This window comes from Chryseobacterium aahli (assembly GCF_022699665.1).
Classification (GTDB): domain Bacteria; phylum Bacteroidota; class Bacteroidia; order Flavobacteriales; family Weeksellaceae; genus Chryseobacterium; species Chryseobacterium aahli.
Genome location: NZ_JALDNB010000012.1, coordinates 15,921 through 33,936, shown reverse-complemented (window position 1 = coordinate 33,936; position 18,016 = coordinate 15,921). Strand labels below are relative to the sequence as shown.

At 36.5% G+C, this 18,016-nt stretch carries 14 protein-coding genes; all 14 read left to right on the top strand.

Translation table 11 applies throughout. The features are described from left to right. On the top strand, positions 1-1,224 hold the full coding sequence (gene nuoD / locus MQX03_RS17115; RefSeq protein ID WP_047447218.1) for an NADH dehydrogenase (quinone) subunit D: 1,224 nt from the start codon (positions 1-3) through the stop codon (positions 1,222-1,224). Positions 1,225-1,328: 104 nt separating this feature from the next. Continuing rightward, positions 1,329-1,838 carry an NADH-quinone oxidoreductase subunit NuoE family protein gene (locus MQX03_RS17110; protein ID WP_129534829.1) on the top strand — a complete coding sequence of 170 codons (510 nt, stop codon included), beginning with the start codon at positions 1,329-1,331 and terminating at the stop codon, positions 1,836-1,838. Between the two features lie 65 nt (positions 1,839-1,903). Beyond that, positions 1,904-3,259 carry an NADH-quinone oxidoreductase subunit NuoF gene (gene nuoF, locus MQX03_RS17105; protein ID WP_129534830.1) on the top strand — a complete coding sequence of 452 codons (1,356 nt, stop codon included), beginning with the start codon at positions 1,904-1,906 and terminating at the stop codon, positions 3,257-3,259. Between the two features lie 14 nt (positions 3,260-3,273). After that, entirely contained in the window at positions 3,274-4,140 is an 867-nt protein-coding gene (locus MQX03_RS17100; RefSeq protein WP_242804486.1) for a hypothetical protein, read from the top strand. Positions 4,141-4,196: 56 nt separating this feature from the next. After that, positions 4,197-5,195, top strand: a complete 999-nt coding sequence (locus MQX03_RS17095; RefSeq protein ID WP_129534831.1) for a 2Fe-2S iron-sulfur cluster-binding protein — start codon at positions 4,197-4,199, stop codon at positions 5,193-5,195. Positions 5,196-5,285: 90 nt separating this feature from the next. After that, a complete protein-coding gene (gene nuoH, locus MQX03_RS17090; protein WP_129534832.1) occupies positions 5,286-6,347 on the top strand; it encodes an NADH-quinone oxidoreductase subunit NuoH in 1,062 nt (353 codons plus the stop codon). A gap of 78 nt (positions 6,348-6,425) precedes the next feature. Beyond that, on the top strand, positions 6,426-6,983 hold the full coding sequence (locus MQX03_RS17085; protein ID WP_076452809.1) for a NuoI/complex I 23 kDa subunit family protein: 558 nt from the start codon (positions 6,426-6,428) through the stop codon (positions 6,981-6,983). After that, positions 6,983-7,480 (top strand): NADH-quinone oxidoreductase subunit J family protein, encoded by a 498-nt coding sequence (locus MQX03_RS17080; protein ID WP_242804485.1) that lies wholly within the window; start codon positions 6,983-6,985, stop codon positions 7,478-7,480. Before MQX03_RS17085 ends, MQX03_RS17080 begins: the two co-directional genes overlap by 1 nt. Before the next feature lie 3 nt (positions 7,481-7,483). Beyond that, positions 7,484-7,813 (top strand): NADH-quinone oxidoreductase subunit NuoK, encoded by a 330-nt coding sequence (gene nuoK, locus MQX03_RS17075; protein ID WP_047447237.1) that lies wholly within the window; start codon positions 7,484-7,486, stop codon positions 7,811-7,813. Between the two features lie 3 nt (positions 7,814-7,816). After that, complete coding sequence (gene nuoL, locus MQX03_RS17070) at positions 7,817-9,730, top strand: NADH-quinone oxidoreductase subunit L (RefSeq protein ID WP_242804484.1); 1,914 nt, start codon at positions 7,817-7,819, stop codon at positions 9,728-9,730. Beyond that, the gene (locus MQX03_RS17065) at positions 9,730-11,223 is read left to right on the top strand and encodes a complex I subunit 4 family protein (protein ID WP_242804483.1); all 1,494 of its coding nucleotides are present in this window, start codon (positions 9,730-9,732) and stop codon (positions 11,221-11,223) included. Before nuoL ends, MQX03_RS17065 begins: the two co-directional genes overlap by 1 nt. Before the next feature lie 125 nt (positions 11,224-11,348). Then, positions 11,349-12,734 (top strand): NADH-quinone oxidoreductase subunit N, encoded by a 1,386-nt coding sequence (locus tag MQX03_RS17060; protein WP_242804482.1) that lies wholly within the window; start codon positions 11,349-11,351, stop codon positions 12,732-12,734. 266 nt (positions 12,735-13,000) lie between these two features. Beyond that, entirely contained in the window at positions 13,001-14,542 is a 1,542-nt protein-coding gene (locus tag MQX03_RS17055) for a T9SS type A sorting domain-containing protein (RefSeq protein WP_242804481.1), read from the top strand. 3 nt (positions 14,543-14,545) lie between these two features. Continuing rightward, positions 14,546-18,016 carry a hypothetical protein gene (locus tag MQX03_RS17050; RefSeq protein ID WP_242804480.1) on the top strand — a complete coding sequence of 1,157 codons (3,471 nt, stop codon included), beginning with the start codon at positions 14,546-14,548 and terminating at the stop codon, positions 18,014-18,016.

The following is an 18,016-nucleotide window of genomic DNA, read 5'->3' as shown; positions in this document are numbered from 1 at the left end:
ATGAAAGATAACTCATTATCTAATATACTTAACCAACACGAAAGTAAAGAACAGATTGACGGGCAGCTTTATACCCTGAATCTTGGTCCTACACACCCTGCAACACACGGAATTTTCCAGAACGTGTTGACAATGGATGGAGAGAGAATTCTTCATGCTGAGCAAACGGTTGGTTATATTCACAGAGCTTTTGAGAAAATTTCTGAAAGAAGAAACTATTCTCAAATCACTACCCTTACTGACCGTATGAACTATTGTTCAGCTCCTATCAATAACTTAGGATGGCACATGACGGTTGAAAAGCTAATCGGTATCAAAGTTCCAAAGCGTGTAGATTATATGCGTGTTATTTTGATGGAATTGGCAAGAATCGGTGATCACTTGATTTGTAACGGGGTAACCGGAATGGATGCAGGTGCAATTACAGGATTGACTTATATGTTCATAGAAAGAGAACGTATTTATGATATGTACGAGCAGATTTGCGGTGCAAGAATGACGACCAATATGGGCAGAATCGGAGGTTTTGAAAGAGATTTCACTCCAAAATTCCATGAGTTGTTGAAAGATTTCTTAAAAACCTTTCCGGCTAGATTTGCTGAATTCGGTCAGTTGTTAGAAAGAAATAGAATTTTCATGGACAGAACCATTGGTGCAGGAGCAATTTCTGCTGAAAGAGCTTTAAGCTATGGTTTTACAGGTCCGAACTTACGTGCAGCAGGTGTTGATTATGATGTAAGAGTTGCAGAACCATATTCTTCTTACGAAGATTTTGACTTTATCATTCCTGTAGGAACTGCAGGTGATACGTATGACCGTTTTATGGTTCGTCAACAAGAGATTTGGGAATCATTAAAAATAATCAACCAGGCTTACGATAATCTTCCTGAAGGACCTTTCCACGCAGATGTTCCTGATTTCTATCTTCCTGAAAAGGCGGATGTTTATCAGAAAATGGAAGCTTTGATCTATCACTTCAAAATTGTAATGGGAGAAACTGATGTTCCGAAAGGAGAAGTTTACCACGCAGTAGAAGGCGGAAACGGAGAATTAGGATTCTATTTAGTGAGCGACGGTGGTAGAACACCTTACAGATTGCACTTCAGAAGACCTTGTTTCATTTATTATCAGGCTTATCCTGAGATGATTACAGGTTCTGTTATTTCAGACGCCATCGTTACGATGTGTAGTATGAATATCATTGCGGGAGAATTAGACGCATAAAAAGAAGACGTCAGACATCAGACTTAAGATGTTAGACTCTTCGCTTTATATATAAATTTAAAATCTGATGTCTGAAATCTGGCATCTGAAATCTTAGATAAGAAATGAGCGAAACAATAGCTTTTAAACCGGAAAGTTTACAGCAGGTAGATAAAATTATCGCTAGATATCCTGAAGGAAAACAAAAATCGGCTCTTCTTCCTGTGTTGCATATTGCACAGAAAGAATTTGGAGGATGGTTAGACGTTCCTGTAATGGATTATGTTGCTGAATTATTGAGTATTAAGCCGATTGAAGTGTATGAAGTGGCAACTTTCTATACCATGTTCAATATGAAACCGGTGGGTAAATATGTTTTAGAAGTATGCAGAACCGGACCTTGTATGGTTTGTGGAAGCGAAAAAATACTAGACCACATCAGAACAAAGCTGAACATTAAAGACGGCGAAACTACCGCAGACGGCATGTTTACATTAAAGCCAGCTGAATGTTTGGGTGCTTGTGGATATGCTCCAATGTTGCAGTTAGGAAAGTTCTATCACGAAAATTTAACCATAGAAAAAGTTGACGAAATCATTGATCTTTGCAGAGAAGGACAAGTTGATTTGGGCTAATATAAATTTCATTTTTAACAATTAAATGCAAGAAGCCAAAAGCCAATTGCAATAAGCATATTAAAATGAGTAAAAAACTTTTACTTAAAGACGCACACATCGAAGGCATCCGCTATTATGAAACTTACCGTAAACAGGGAGGTTACACTGCAGCAGAAAAAGCCTTGAAAATGACACCCGAAGAAATTCTTGAAGAAGTAAAAGTTTCAGGTCTTCGTGGTCGTGGTGGTGCAGGTTTTCCTACGGGAATGAAGTGGAGCTTTCTGGCAAAACCGGAAGGTGTACCAAGACACTTGGTAGTCAATGCAGATGAATCTGAACCGGGAACCTTCAAAGACAGATATTTAATGGAATTTCTTCCTCATCTTTTGATTGAGGGAATGTTGATTTCGTCCTACACTTTAGGTTCAAATGTTTCTTATATCTACATCCGTGGAGAATATTCATGGATTCCTGATATTTTGGAAGAGGCAATTGAAGAAGCTAAAGCTGCAGGATTTTTAGGTAAAAACATCTTAGGAACAGGTTTCGATTGTGAAATTTATGTTCAGAGAGGTGGCGGAGCTTATATCTGTGGTGAAGAAACGGCTTTACTTGAATCTCTTGAAGGAAAAAGAGGAAACCCAAGATTAAAACCACCTTTCCCGGCTGTAAAAGGACTTTGGGAAAGACCGACGGTTGTAAACAACGTTGAATCTATCGCAGCAATCGTTCCGATTATTGATATTACAGGAGCAGAATATGCTAAAATAGGTGTTGGAAGATCTACAGGTACAAAATTAATTTCTGCTTGCGGAAATATCAATAAGCCCGGAGTTTACGAAATCGACATGACCATTACGGTTGAAGAATTCATTTACTCTGACGAATATTGTGGCGGAATTCCAAATGGGAAAAAGCTTAAAGCTTGTATTCCAGGAGGAAGTTCAGTTCCGATTGTTCCGGCAAACTTATTATTGAAAACCGTAAACGGTGAACCAAGATATATGAACTATGAATCTCTTGCTGACGGTGGTTTTGCTACCGGAACGATGATGGGTTCTGGAGGTTTTATTGTTTTGGATGAAGACCAGTGTGTTGTAGAACATACCATGACTTTGGCGAGATTTTATCATCACGAAAGTTGCGGACAGTGTACTCCTTGCCGCGAAGGAACGGGATGGATGCACAAGATTTTAAAGAAAATAGAAAAAGGAGAAGGAAAAATGGAAGACATCGATTTGCTTTGGGATATCCAGAGAAAAATCGAAGGAAACACCATTTGTCCATTGGGTGATGCAGCAGCATGGCCTGTAGCAGCAGCGATTCGTCATTTCAGAGATGAATTTGAGTGGCATGTGAAAAATCCTGAATTAAGTCAAACTCAGAATTACGGTTTAGCCAATTATGCAGACCCGATTCCAGTTGCAGCAAGTAATTAATAGAGATTGAAATTTTGAAGAAGTTAATTGTTGTTGGATTATTGATGTCGAATTTTGTTTTTGGACAAGAACATAATGATCAAAAAAGTGTAGAACTTGGAGATGGAATTAGGGTAAATAATAACAAAACTTTCAAAAAAGGGAGCGTTCTTTTATTTTGGGGTTGGAATTTTGCTAAATACAGCAAATCTGATATTAGATTTAAAGGAGATGGGTATGATTTTCAGTTGAATAATGTGGTTGCTCACGACAGACAGACAAAGTTTGATTGGGGAACTTATTTTAATCCGGGAAGAATTACAATTCCTCAGACGAATGTAAGAATCGCCTATTTTATTAAAGATAATTTGGCAATTGTAGGAGGATTAGACCACATGAAATATGTGATGGATCAAGATCAGACGGTAGATTTTTCAGGACGTATAGACAACCCTGAATTTGCTAAAATGGTAAAAAATGGTCAGATTGATTTATCTGATGAGCAGTTTTTAACGTATGAGCATACCGATGGTTTGAATTATATCAACTTCGGTTTAGAAAAATATAAAAATCTATTACATACGAAGAATTTTGATATCAATTGGGGTTATGGTGCAGGTGCAGGAGTTTTATTTCCGAAGACCAATGCTAAATTATTTGGTTACGAAAGAAGCGACAGATTTCATGTAGCAGGTTTCGGATTAGATGCAAGAACCAACCTTAATTTTATTTTGTGGAGACACATTGTAGCAAGAGTAGAAGTAAAATATGGCTACATTAATCTTCCGGATGTTAAAACAAGATTAAGCGGATTTTCAGATAAAGCAAGTCAGGATTTCACTTTTGCACAAGTTAATTTTGGAATCGGATATACTTTTAATACAGCAAAAAAGTCAAAGTAATTTGATTTTAATTAATAAATAGAACTATTGCTTAGCGCATTATAAAGCGAAAGAATATGAGCGAAGAGGTTAAGAAATTTAAAATAACGATAGACGGACAGACTGCTGAAGTTTTGCCTGGAACTTCTATTTTGGAAGCAGCAAGACAAATCGGTGGAAAATCTGTACCACCAGCAATGTGCTATTACAGCAAATTGGAAGCCAGTGGAGGAAGATGTAGAACATGTTTGGTAGAGGTTTCTAAAGGTTCGGAAGCAGACCCGCGTCCGATGCCTAAATTGGTAGCAAGCTGCAGAACGAATGTGATGGACGGAATGGAAGTGAAAAACCTTTCTTCTGATAAAGCACAGGAAGGTCGTAAAGCCGTTACTGAATTTTTGTTGGTGAATCACCCATTAGATTGTCCGGTTTGTGATCAGGCTGGAGAATGTCATCTTCAGGATTTAGGTTACGAGCACGGAAATCTTGAAACCAGAACTGAATTTAAGAGAAATACATACGAAGCTGACGACTTAGGTCCACACATTAAGTTGAATATGAACCGTTGCATCTTATGTGCAAGATGCGTTCTAGCGGCGAATCAATTGACTGGTGAGCGTGAGCACGGAATTTTGTTCAGAGGAGATCATGCTGAAATTTCTACTTATTTAAATAAAGCCTTAGATAATGACTTTATCGGAAACGTCATCGACGTTTGTCCGGTAGGAGCTTTAACTGACAGAACAGCACGTTTTGCAAGCAGAGTTTGGTTTACAAAGCCAATGAACGCTTCTTGTAAATGTGATAAATGTTCAGGGAAAGCTACTGTTTACATGAAAGGTGACGAGATTGTAAGAGTTACTGCAAGAAAAGATCAGTGGGGAGAAGTTGAAGAATTTATCTGTGACACTTGTCGTTTTGAAAGAAAAAATTTATCCGACTGGAACATTGAAGGTCCGAGACATATTGACAGACATTCAGTTATTTCATTGAACCATTACGAGAAACCTAAAGACGAATTGAGAGTTTTAGACAATCCGATGGCGAAAGAAATCAGCGAAAAAGACGAAAAATAATTTTAAAGACATCAGATTTCAGACATTAGATAGCAGATTTAATCTAGCCTCTAATTTCTAACTTCTAATTTCTAATTTCTAAAATAAAAAATGGATTTACTTACATTTAAATTAATACTTGTACTGGCACTTTTCCTGTTATCATTAACGATAGCGGCCTACTCTACCTGGGCAGAAAGAAAAGTGGCGGCAATCATGCAGGACAGAATCGGACCTAACAGATCTGGACCATTCGGTTTGCTGCAGCCTCTTGCAGATGGTGGGAAATTTTTCTTTAAAGAAGATTTTACCCCTCAAAATGCAGAAAGATTCCTTTTTGTATTGGGACCTGCATTGGTGATGTTTATTTCATTGATTACCGGAGCGGTGATTCCTTGGGGTAAAACTTTGAATATTGGTGGTGAATCTTTCGATCTACAGGTTGCTAATATTGATGTAGGTGTACTATTCATTATCGGTATGGCTTCTATCGGAGTTTACGGAATTATGATCGGAGGCTGGGCTTCCAACAATAAGTATTCATTACTGGGTGCAATCCGTGCTTCTTCGCAGATGATTTCTTACGAATTGGCGATGGGTCTTGCGTTACTTTCTATCATCATGATGTCAGGAAGTTTAGATTTAAAAGTAATTACTGAAACTCAGACTTCAGGGAAAATCTGGGGTCTTTTTGAGATAGACGGATTAAATTGGAATATACTTTACCAACCTTTAGCATTTTTAATTTTCTTTGTATCGGCTTTGGCAGAAACCAACCGTCACCCTTTCGATTTACCAGAATGTGAATCTGAATTGGTTACAGGATATTCAACAGAATATTCTTCAATGAAGTTAGGATTATATATGTTTGGTGAATATGTAAACATGTTCATTTCAAATGCATTTATCGTAGTTCTTTTCTTCGGAGGTTACAATTATCCTGGAATTGAGTGGGTCACTCAGAACTGGGGAGAAAATGCAGCGGGAATTTTAAGTATTGTAGCATTTTTAACGAAAACTATAGTCGGAATTTTGATCTTTATGTGGATCAGATGGACGCTTCCAAGATTCAGATACGACCAATTGATGCACTTAGGATGGAAAACATTAATTCCATTGGCATTGGTTAACCTGATGATTACTGGAGCTGTAATTTTAGCTTTTGGAAATTAAATAAAATTGAATATAAATTAAGATAACAGACAAGATTGGTCTAAAATCTAAAGTCTAACATCTAACATCTATAAATAAATGAAACTTACAAACAGATCAAAAGTTGTTTCGAATAAAGAAATGACCTTTTCTGAGAAAATCTACCTTCCGGCGATTTTCAAGGGAATGGGGATTACTTTTAAGCATGCTGTGAGAACCGTTGTAAAACGTGCTCCGAATGTTTATTCTTATCCGGAAGTACAAAAACCGAGAGCAGATATCTGGAGAGGTCAGCACGTTCTGAAAAGAGATGAAGAAGGCAGAGAAAGATGTACAGCTTGTGGTTTGTGTGCGGTGGCATGTCCTGCCGAAGCAATTACAATGACGGCTTCAGAAAGAACAAGAGAAGAAAAAGATCTTTACAGAGAAGAAAAATATGCATCAGTATATGAAATCAATATGTTGAGATGTATTTTCTGCGGAATGTGTGAAGAAGCTTGTCCGAAATCTGCAATTTATTTGACTGACCGTTTGGTGGATGTAGAAACCAACAGAGGTTCTTTCATTTATGGAAAAGATAAATTGGTTGAAAAAATTAATGAAAGGATTGACATCACAGAAAGACAGTCCGAGAAACAAAAAAATGCGGTAAAATAATGGATCAGTTTTTATTTTTCTTGGTGGCGTTTTTAGCAGTGTCAAGTGCGGTTTACTTCGTATTTGCGAGAAATCCTCTCTACGCTATTCTGTCATTAATTGTTACAATGTTTTCAATTGCCGGAATGTACATTCTTCTGAATGCTCAGTTTTTGGCTATCATACAGATCATCGTTTACGCAGGTGCGATCATGGTTTTATTCCTTTATATACTGATGATGCTTAACCTTAATAAAGAAGACGAAAGTAAGAAGAACAATACTTTAAAGTTTGTTGGAGTTTTTACTGCAGGTCTTTTGTTAATTGGGGTTTTAGGTGTTTTCAGAGGAGTTCAGGAGAAACATTTGGTCGTAGAAAACGTAGACAAAGGTGTTGGTCTTACGAAGAATCTGGGAAGACTTTTATTCAACGAATATGTTTTGCCGTTTGAGCTTGCTTCCATCCTGATTTTAGCAGGGATTGTAGGTGCGGTATTAATCGGTAAAAAAGATTTATAAATTATGGGAGAAGTAAATACTTTTATGCAAAGCGTCCCTCTGGAATATTTCATTATCCTTTCGTCAGTATTGTTCTGTCTTGGGGTTTTGGGAGTATTGCTGAGAAAAAATGCAATTGTAATTTTGGGTTGTGTGGAGCTTATGCTTAATTCTGTAAACCTTTTGTTAGCTGCATTTTCGGCGTACAACGGTAACAGTGACGGACAACTTTTAGTTTTCTTCATTATGGTGGTTGCTGCTGCAGAAGTTGCTGTAGGTTTGGCAATTATTGCGATGCTCTATAGAAATACCCGTTCTGTGGATGTAAGTATATTTAATAAATTAAGAGGATAAAGAATGGAGAATTTAGTCTATGCAATAATACTTTTACCACTTTTAGGTTTTCTTATTAACGGTTTATTCGGAAAAAATCTTCCAAAAATAGTGGTTGGTTCTCTGGCTACAGCAATGGTTTTTATTCCGTTCTGTATTGCAGTAAGCATTTTCATGAATTTCAATTCTGAAAACCAGCCCGTAATCGTAAGAGCTTTTGAATGGTTCAGAGTCAACGGAATTCAAATCAACTTCGGTTTCCAGATCGATCAGCTGTCATTAATGATGGTCATGATTATCACAGGAATCGGATCTTTGATTCACCTCTACTCTATCGGATATATGAGTCATGATAAAGGTTTCTATAAGTTTTTTACTTATTTAAATCTGTTTATCTTCTCAATGTTACTTTTGGTAATGGGAAGCAACTACTTAATCTTATTCATCGGATGGGAAGGTGTAGGTTTGTGTTCTTATTTACTGATTGGTTTCTGGTACACGAACGAAGAATATGGGAAAGCAGCAAGAAAAGCTTTCATCATGAACCGAATTGGTGACCTTGCTTTGTTGATTGGAATCTTTATGATTGCTTCTCAGACAAACGCTGTTGATTATTTAACGGTCGCTCAAAACGCAGGGAAATTTGAATTAGATGGAACGATCATCATATTTATCACAGCGAGTTTATTTATCGGTGCTACAGGAAAATCTGCTCAGGTTCCTTTATATACATGGTTACCCGATGCTATGGCCGGTCCGACTCCGGTTTCTGCATTAATTCATGCGGCGACGATGGTAACGGCAGGTATTTATTTGGTAGTAAGATCAAACTTCTTATTTACTTTAGCGCCCACCGTACAAGACGGAATTTTATTAATCGGATTCTTAACTGCAGCATTGGCAGGTTTCTATGCACTTCGTCAAAACGACATCAAAAAAGTATTGGCATATTCTACAGTTTCACAGCTTGGTTTCATGTTCATCGCTTTAGGTTTGGGAGCTTATACAACAGCAATGTTCCATGTAATGACACACGCTTTCTTTAAAGCTTTGTTATTCTTGGGTGCAGGTTCTGTAATCCACGCAATGAGCAACGAACAGGATATGCGTTTCATGGGAGGTTTGAAAAAATACATTCCAATTACCCACGCAACTTTTCTGATCGGAACTTTAGCCATCTCGGGATTCCCTTTATTATCAGGGATGATTTCAAAAGACGAAATTTTAGTAGCAGCTTATGCTAAAAACCCAATTTACTGGGTGATGTTATTTATCTTAGCAGCTGTTACTGCAACATATATGTTCAGACTGTATTACCTGACTTTCCACGGAGATTTCAGAGGTACGGACGAACAGAAACATCATTTACACGAAAGTCCTACAAGTATGACTTTACCGTTAATCGTTTTGGCAATCCTTTCAGTGGTTGGAGGTTTCATTAACCTTCCTCACTTTATCGGTCACGGTCATTATGCTAAATTAATGGAATGGCTGAAACCAGTATTGACACCGGAAAGCTTTAAGCAAATGGAAACTACCCTTACAGGCGTAGCAGAAAGCACTGAATTTATTCTTTTAGGAGCAACTGTTGCAATGTTTTTTGCAGTTTGGTTTATCGTGAAAAATACTTATGTAAATAAGAAAAAAAGAGCTATCGCTGAAGACGATTATACAGGATGGGAAAAACTTTCTGCTAAGAAACTGTACGTTGACGAGCTTTACAATGCATTAATTGTAAAAACTGTTGAAGGACTGGGACGTGGCGGAAAAATGTTTGACAAAGGCGTGTTGGATCGTTTTGTAGACTACATCGGAGAAGGCGCTGAAGACAGCGGAAGATCGATGAAGCGTATACAGAACGGAAATGTAGAAAACTACATTCTGATCATGTCTTTAGCTGTGGGAATTATACTGATTGTTAACTTTATATTACAATAATGTCTTATTTACTATTAACATTATTACTTTTACCTCTAGTAGGTTCGGGATTGGTCTTTGCATGGAAGAATACTTCCAGCAAATACCTGGCATTAGGAATTGCTTTGATTCAAATGCTGCTTACATTTTACGTTGTTTCGGATTTTGATTTTAATCCAACCGTAGACAGCGTATTGCAGTACGAGATCAACTATCCTTGGTCACAATTTATAAAAAGTAATCTTCATTTCGGAATTGACGGAATGAGCTTGCTTCTTTTATTGCTGACCAATATTTTGATGCCGATCATTATTTTATCATCTTTTAACGAAAATGTAAGCTATAAAAATTCTTTCTACGGTCTGATTTTGCTGATGCAGTTCGGATTGGTTGGTGTTTTCACCGCTTTAGACGGATTGTTGTTCTACATTTTCTGGGAAGTAACTTTGATTCCGATCTGGTTTATCGCCGCACTTTGGGGTCAGGAAAACAAAAGACTGGAGTTCACAACAAAATTCTTCGTGTATACTTTCGTAGGATCTTTGTTTATGCTGGCAGGTTTAATCTACGTTTACACACATTCAGCATCATTTGCTTTAACAGATCTGTATAATGCAGACCTTGGCGAGACTCAGCAAATCATTGTTTTCTGGTTTATTTTCTTTGCATTTGCAGTAAAACTTCCGGTTTTCCCTTTCCACACTTGGCAGCCGGATACTTATACCTACTCTCCTACTCAGGGATCGATGTTGTTATCAGGGATTATGCTTAAAATGGCAATCTATGGTGTACTTCGTTATCTTCTTCCAATTACGCCAACCGCAATCTTCGGAATTTCCGGACAGATTGTAATTATTTTAGCGATTGTAGGAATTGTTCACGGAGCATTGATTGCGATTATCCAGACTGATATGAAGAGAATCATTGCTTATTCTTCTTTCTCTCACGTTGGATTGATGGTGGCAGGTATTTTCTCATCAGCAGTGCTTACTTTAAGAGGAACATTTACGATTGAAGGAGCGGAAGGAGCTTTGGTACAGACATTTGCTCACGGTATTAACGTGGCTGGTTTATTCTTCTGTGCTGATATTTTATACAAAAGATTTAAATCAAGAGACATCAGACAGATGGGAGGTTTGGCGAAAGTCGCTCCGAAGTTTGCCGTTTTGTTTTTGATTATCATATTAGGTTCAATGGGCGTTCCATTGACGAATGGTTTCATCGGAGAATTTATTTTGATTAAATCGATCTTCGACTTTAATGTACTGGCTTCAGTAATTGCCGGTCTTACCGTTATTCTTTGTGCAGTGTATCTTTTAAGATTCTACGGAAAAGCAATGTTCGGACAGGGAGACGATGCAGTCTTAAGCACAGCAAAAGATTTATCAGCAGTAGAATTTTCGGTATTGGCAAGTATTGCAGTATTTGTAATTGTATTGGGAGTTTTTCCTCAGCCGGTCATTGATATGGTAAGTAGTTCACTGAAGTTTATTTATACTTCAATGATTAACTAAAATTTAAATAGTAAAAGATTAAAGAATTAAGAGGTAAAAAGTAAAAAGAGCCGGGTAAAAAGTTCAACATTGAACTGAAAACTTTAAACTAAAAACTTTAAACCTTCTCATCTCAAATATAAATTATGAGTGTTTTAATTATTGTTTTCCTAACTGCAGTTGCTGCGTTATTTTCGGGAGTTTTTGAGCATGGAAAATTCGCAAGATACATTGGGATTTTTGGATTAATCATTGCCTTGTATGTGAGTTTCTTACCGGAAGCTTCATTCTTTGAGCAGTACAGACACATGTATGAATTCAGCGCAAATGCTGCTTTATTCACAAAGATTTCTATTGTAACGACTTTACTCTTGTTCTTTCTGGGAGGTTTTGCATTCAGCAATCACAGAAGCCACCAGTCAGAATTGTATGCATTAATGTTGTTTGCTCTTTGTGGCGGAATCATCCTTTTCGGTTTCCAAAACTTAGTGACTTTGTTCTTAGGCGTTGAGATCCTTTCTATTCCGTTGTACGTAATGGCGGGAGCGAACAAAACAGATTTAAGATCAAACGAAGCTTCTATTAAATATTTCCTGATGGGTGCATTTGCAACAGGTTTCCTATTGTTTGGTATTGCATTTATCTACGGAAGTACAGGAACTTTCGATTTATATAGAATTCAGGAATTTACGATCACGAATCCTAAAAATATTATGTTGATTTTAGGAGTTATCCTAATGCTTTGTGCAATGTCATTCAAAGTAGCTTTGGCACCGTTCCACATGTGGAGCCCTGATGTTTACGCTGGTTCGCCTTCATTGATTACGGCTTTTATGGCAAGTGTGGTGAAAATCTCAGGATTCTTTGCACTGTTCAGATTAATGACGATAGGATTCTCTGGCGTTACCGCTGAATGGATTAATATTCTTGGTGTTTTCTTAATCATCACTTTGGTTCTTGCCAATGTAATGGGACTTGCACAAACCAATGCAAAAAGAATGTTGGCATACTCGTCAGTTTCTCATGCAGGATATATCGGTTTGGTTTTCTTCGGCATGAATGCGCTTTCTACATATACTTTAGCATTCTACTTATTCGCCTACTCTCTTTCTACCGTTGGAGTTTTTATGTGTCTGATCTGGGTAGAAAAAGTGAAAAGAGAAACTTCTTTCGGAGCTTTCAAAGGATTGGCAAAAACAGAACCTTTACTGGCTGTTGTTGCAACCATCTCTTTATTATCAATGGCGGGAATTCCGTTGACGGCAGGGTTTATGGGTAAATTCTCATTGTTTGCTCAGGCGTTGACAAAAGATGACAATACGTTCTTAGTAATCGTAGCGGTTTTAGGTTCGGCGATTTCTATTGCTTATTATTTAAGACTGATTATTGCGATGTTCTTCTTTAAAGAAACCACTTTCAAAACTTCAGAAAAAGTAACGATTACATATAATATCGTTGCAGTAGCGATTATCGTATCGTTGGTTGCTTTGGGGGTTTTCCCTGATTTGTTTGCAAAACAATTCGGATTATAAAATAAGATTTACATTATATACTATAAAACCTTCCAATGAATTGGAAGGTTTTTTTATGATATCAATATTCAATTAAAATAATACGTCACCTTCTGTCGCATTAGATGTTGATATTTGCCATAAAGAATTTAAAAACAATAAATGATATGAAAAACATCAGAAATTAAATTATAATCAATATTTACTTCTTTTAAGGTTTCCCTTATAGCAGGAGTTCAAAATATTTTTATCTTAGCAAAAAATAACTTAAAATAAAAACATAAATCATGAAAAAAATCTACATGAGTGCAGCTCTACTATGCACTGCCGCAGTATGGTATGCTCAGGATGTGGTATGGCAGAAAGACATTAAATCTTCTACTCAGGATTTTCTTTCGCAGGTCACCACAACAATCGATCAGCAATACCTCATTACAGGAAGCTCTATTCAATCGAAAAAAATCACTTCCGAAAACAAACAAAATAACGGTTACGATTTCCACTTGATAAAACTCAACCAACAAGGTGAAGAAGTCTGGGAAAAATATTTCTCCGGACAGAACCATGATTTTCTTTCTGCAACGGTCGCTACTCAGGAAGGTGGTTTTCTGTTGGCCGGGACTTCTTACTCCGGAAAAGGGTTAGACAAAAAAGAGGATGCTAAAGGAGGCTCAGATTTATGGTTGATCAGAATCAATGAATTTGGTGATGAGCTATGGCAGAAAACTTTGGGGACTTCTCAGGATGAAGAAGCCAGGGCGGTTATTCAGACTACAGATTTTGGATTTTTTGTTGCAGGAAATGTGCAGAATGCACCGAAAGGTTACGGATCGAAAGATGTTTTTATCTCAAGAATTGATAAAAACGGGAAAGAACTTTCACAAATCATTTTAGGCGGAAGAGGATTAGACGAGGTAGAAAAAATGATTCCTACAGTTGACGGAGGAGCATTGCTCGGAATTTATTCAAGAAGTAATGCAGGTGGATCAAAAAAAACAGAAAATTTCGGTGAAGGTGATTTTTGGGTGGTGAAGCTGAGCAAAGACGGAAAAGTAGAATGGGAAAAAAACTTCGGTGGTAAAGGAGATGATCATTTAAGAACTCTGGCGATGACTTCTACAGGATTTATTGTTGGCGGAGAATCGAGATCTGAAAGATCGGGAAATAAATCTGTGAGCATTGAAGAAGGTACTGATATATGGTTGATCTCATTGAACGATAGAGGTGAAGAGTTGTGGCAAAAGTCTTACAACTTTAAGAACAGAGATGTTCTGATGGGCATGAATGTGGTAAAAACAGGAGACGATAAGAACTCAAAAGGGATTTTATTGGGTGGTTACACGCAGGCGGAAGGAAGAATAGAAGCAGATGATGAAACATTTTGGATGCTTTATTTGAATCAGGATGGTAATGAACAGTGGAGAAAGCATGTGAAAGGTGAATCAAGAAAAAAGGAGGAAAGGTTATCTGATATTAAATTAAACAGAGACGGTTCTATCATTCTGGCAGGAACAAGTGCTGAGGAATTAGGAAAAGAGAACTGGAAGATTGTGAAGCTTGGAGATAAGCAGTTGGATCAGCTGATTGAAAAACTGGATATTAAGATTTATCCGAATCCTGTCTCTGATTATTGTTATGCGGAGATCGGTTTTGATTTTAAGGAAGCTGATATTACGTTATATGATATGGGGGGAAGACAGCTTCAAAGCCTGAAAACCAAGAATAAAGTGACTAAGATTAATACTCAGAATCTGATTCAGGGAGCGTATCTGGTGACGATAAAAACGGATACGAATAAAACAGCAAATGCTAAATTGATTAAAAAATAGATTATGAGAAAATTATGCATCATATTATTATTAAATAGTTTTTATCTGGTTTTTGCGCAATCTGCAAATCCGGAAATATCTAATGAATTACCTAAAATAGTACCGCCATCTCCTTCTGTAAGTTCACTGATGAAATTTGAGGAAATACCCGTGAGTGGTTATACAGGAACTCCTGATATCAGCATCCCTTTATACAAACTTTCTACACATTCAAAAGATATCGAACTAGATATTTCATTAAAATATCATCCAGGAAATGTGAAAGCTGATAATGTTGCCGGAGATGTGGGATTGGGATGGAGTGTTTTTGCGGGAGGAACTGTATCCAGGACTGTGAGAGGGTTACCCGATGAAGAATTGGTCATGGCGGGAACAAATCAAAGTGGTAAAGTTGGAATGTATCATACAACTGTTAACAATCATAATAATATCTATTACCAATGGATTCAAAATCCGGTAAATTTTGAACAAAACAATCCAAATATTGCTAACGAATATTACTGGGAAACTGTAGAAAACGGAAAGTATGATACAGAACATGATCTTTGGCAATTTAATTTTATGGGTAATACCGGTAGTTTTTATTTGAAAAGGATAGATAACCAATTAATTGTTGAGCCTCTGAATGATTACCGTTTACATATTCAGACTAATTTTGAAACGTACTATAATCAGCCCTATACACCGACAGGTTTTACAATATTTGATGAAAAAGGATACAAGTACATTTTTGATGTTTATGAAACTACTGCAAAATCATCAGACGGGTTGCATCTAACGATTCAAAACAATAATTACGTGAGTTCCAATACACATAGTGATGACAAAGCCTTTAGAAGTTCATTTCATCTAACTAAAGTGATTGATTCTAATAATAAAACGGTTTTTGACATTTCATACGATGACACAGTTTTTAAAGAAAATAATCTGCAATACAATAAAACCCGAAATGAATATGACGATGCTGGCATGAATGCAATGAAATATGCTAACTGCTGGAATGAAATTCCACCTATGGAATCAACAGTAAGCAATAATAATATTGTTACAACAAAAAAAATTAAAACGATCACTATAGCTGACAAAGCAATCATTGATTTTACATACCTCACGGGTCGAGATGACTACTCTACAAACGCAAGTACTCCATTCTTAAAGGAGATCAAATTAAAAAACATCAACCAATCTCTTGTATCAAAGTTTACATTAGATTATGATTATAATCAAATTATTGTCAAAAGAATGTTTTTGAAGTCAATTGTTAAGAGTTATCCTAATCAAAGCGGCACAGAAAAACATGAATTTTACTATAAAAGAAGCAGCTCTTCCGGTAATCCTTCTGTATTTGGCAGAGATTTCTGGGGCTATTTTAACACCTTTAATTCGGATAATTGTAATGCACAAGATATCACTTACATGAGGGAGGCATCACCTCATGTAAGTACTTATGATGTATTACAAAGGATTAAATATCCTACCAGAGGATCTGCAGTCTTTCTTTTTGAAACAAATCAGTATTCTTTTACAGGTAATGAGCCTATTAATGATTTTGCCGAGAATCCTGACAACAGTACTTTTATAGAAACTGTACCCTACTATTTTACGAATAGTTCAAGCACACATAGTATACCTATCTCAACTGAAAAGAGAAAAATAATAGTGTATCCAAGTATTGTTTTGGATAATAATTCTAATTGGACAAGAACATTCCATATTTCTAAAATTGTAAATGGACAAAATATACCTATCGGGTCGATACATTGTATACTGCCCGAAGCTAATTGCTGTAAAGAATTTATTCTGGAGCCCAATACTCAATATGTACTTACAAGACTTAATTTTGAGTTAAATTATACTGATACGGATAATATGACCGTAAACTATCACAGTTTCAATCAAAATAATAAATTTCTGTATGGAGGTGGAAACAGAATTAAAAAAATTGGATATTTTAATGGTGAGATACCTCAAGATTACTATGAGGTACCTAATCAAAATATCAACCCAAATAAAGAAAAAATATATCATTACAATCTCCATTCTGATCGTTTTAAAAGCAGTGGATCTCTTGTTTTTGGAAAGCCAAAGTTCGAAGAATATAGATTTGTAAAACAATTAGGAACAAAGTGCGAATTACCTCCCTATTCTTCATATCAAATTAATAGTCAAGATTACCAGTACTTATCAAAATTTGTTATATCAAACCAGGAACAGGTATTTACACAGGGAAGCAGTGTAGGATATAAAAACGTCAGAATCATAGAAACCGGATTAGGATCTACAGAACAGGTTTTCTCATCTCCTATTGATTATCCTGAAACAGAATTAATTACATATACCAAACCCTATTTGCCTTCTAAAAACATTGATTACAAAAGAGGACTTTTGTTAGAAGAAAGAATAAAAAATGAGTCTGGCAGACTGCTTAATGAAACTCTCAATACCTATTCGTTTGAAAATTATGAAAAAACATATGGGTACAGATTCAATAGGCCAGACGGAATGCTGTTTCAGGGAAGATTGAAACCCAACCATAGTTTTCAGGGATATCTTGCAGCACAGCAGATGGCACAAACTGAAATTTTGGAATGTGGTAATTCTTTTTCTTGTGACTCTTTTTCTAAATCTCATTTATTAGGAACTTCTCCTGTTAATGATATCGATTTTTATCCGTTAATATCCGCATACGGTTGGGCAAAACTCACCAATAAAACTACCAGAAATTATTTTTATGAAGGGGCTACTCAAAAAATGATGGAGCAAAATGAAACTTTTGAATATAATAACACCAATAAGAAGATAGCCCAACATGGGGTTACCACGAGTGATGGAAGTAACATCAAAAAAAAGTTCTACTATGACATCGGGAACAACTCGGGTTATTCTCAAAACCGTATTTCTGAGATCAAAAAAATAGAAACATTCAAAAATGATATTCTGCTCAATACCAAAGAAATAGATTATTCTAACACCTGGTCTGATAATGTATCGTATTTACCAAAATTGATAAAAGAATCTCAAGCCAATAATCCTCTGAAAACCGAATTGATCTACGATCAATATGATGATAAGGGGAATGTATTGCAATACACGACAAAGGATGGCAAACCCACTTCGATCATTTGGGGGTATCATAAAACGCAGCCCATTGCTAAAATAGAAGGTGCATTGTATGACAACATCAAAAACAATTCTCTGATTACTGCCATCATTAATGCATCCAACTCTGATGCTGCAAATCCTGCAACCGAGAGCAGTCTGATTGCTGCTTTGGATGCCCTTAGAAATGATGTCAACTTTAAAAGTTTCCAGATGGCAACCATTACGTATGATCCTTTGATTGGGGTGACGACCCTTACGCCACCATCAGGAATTAGAGAAATCTACAAATATGATTCTGCCGGCAGACTGGAAAAAGTTATTGATGAAGAAGGAAAGATATTAAAGGAAAACACGTACAACTACAAACCATAA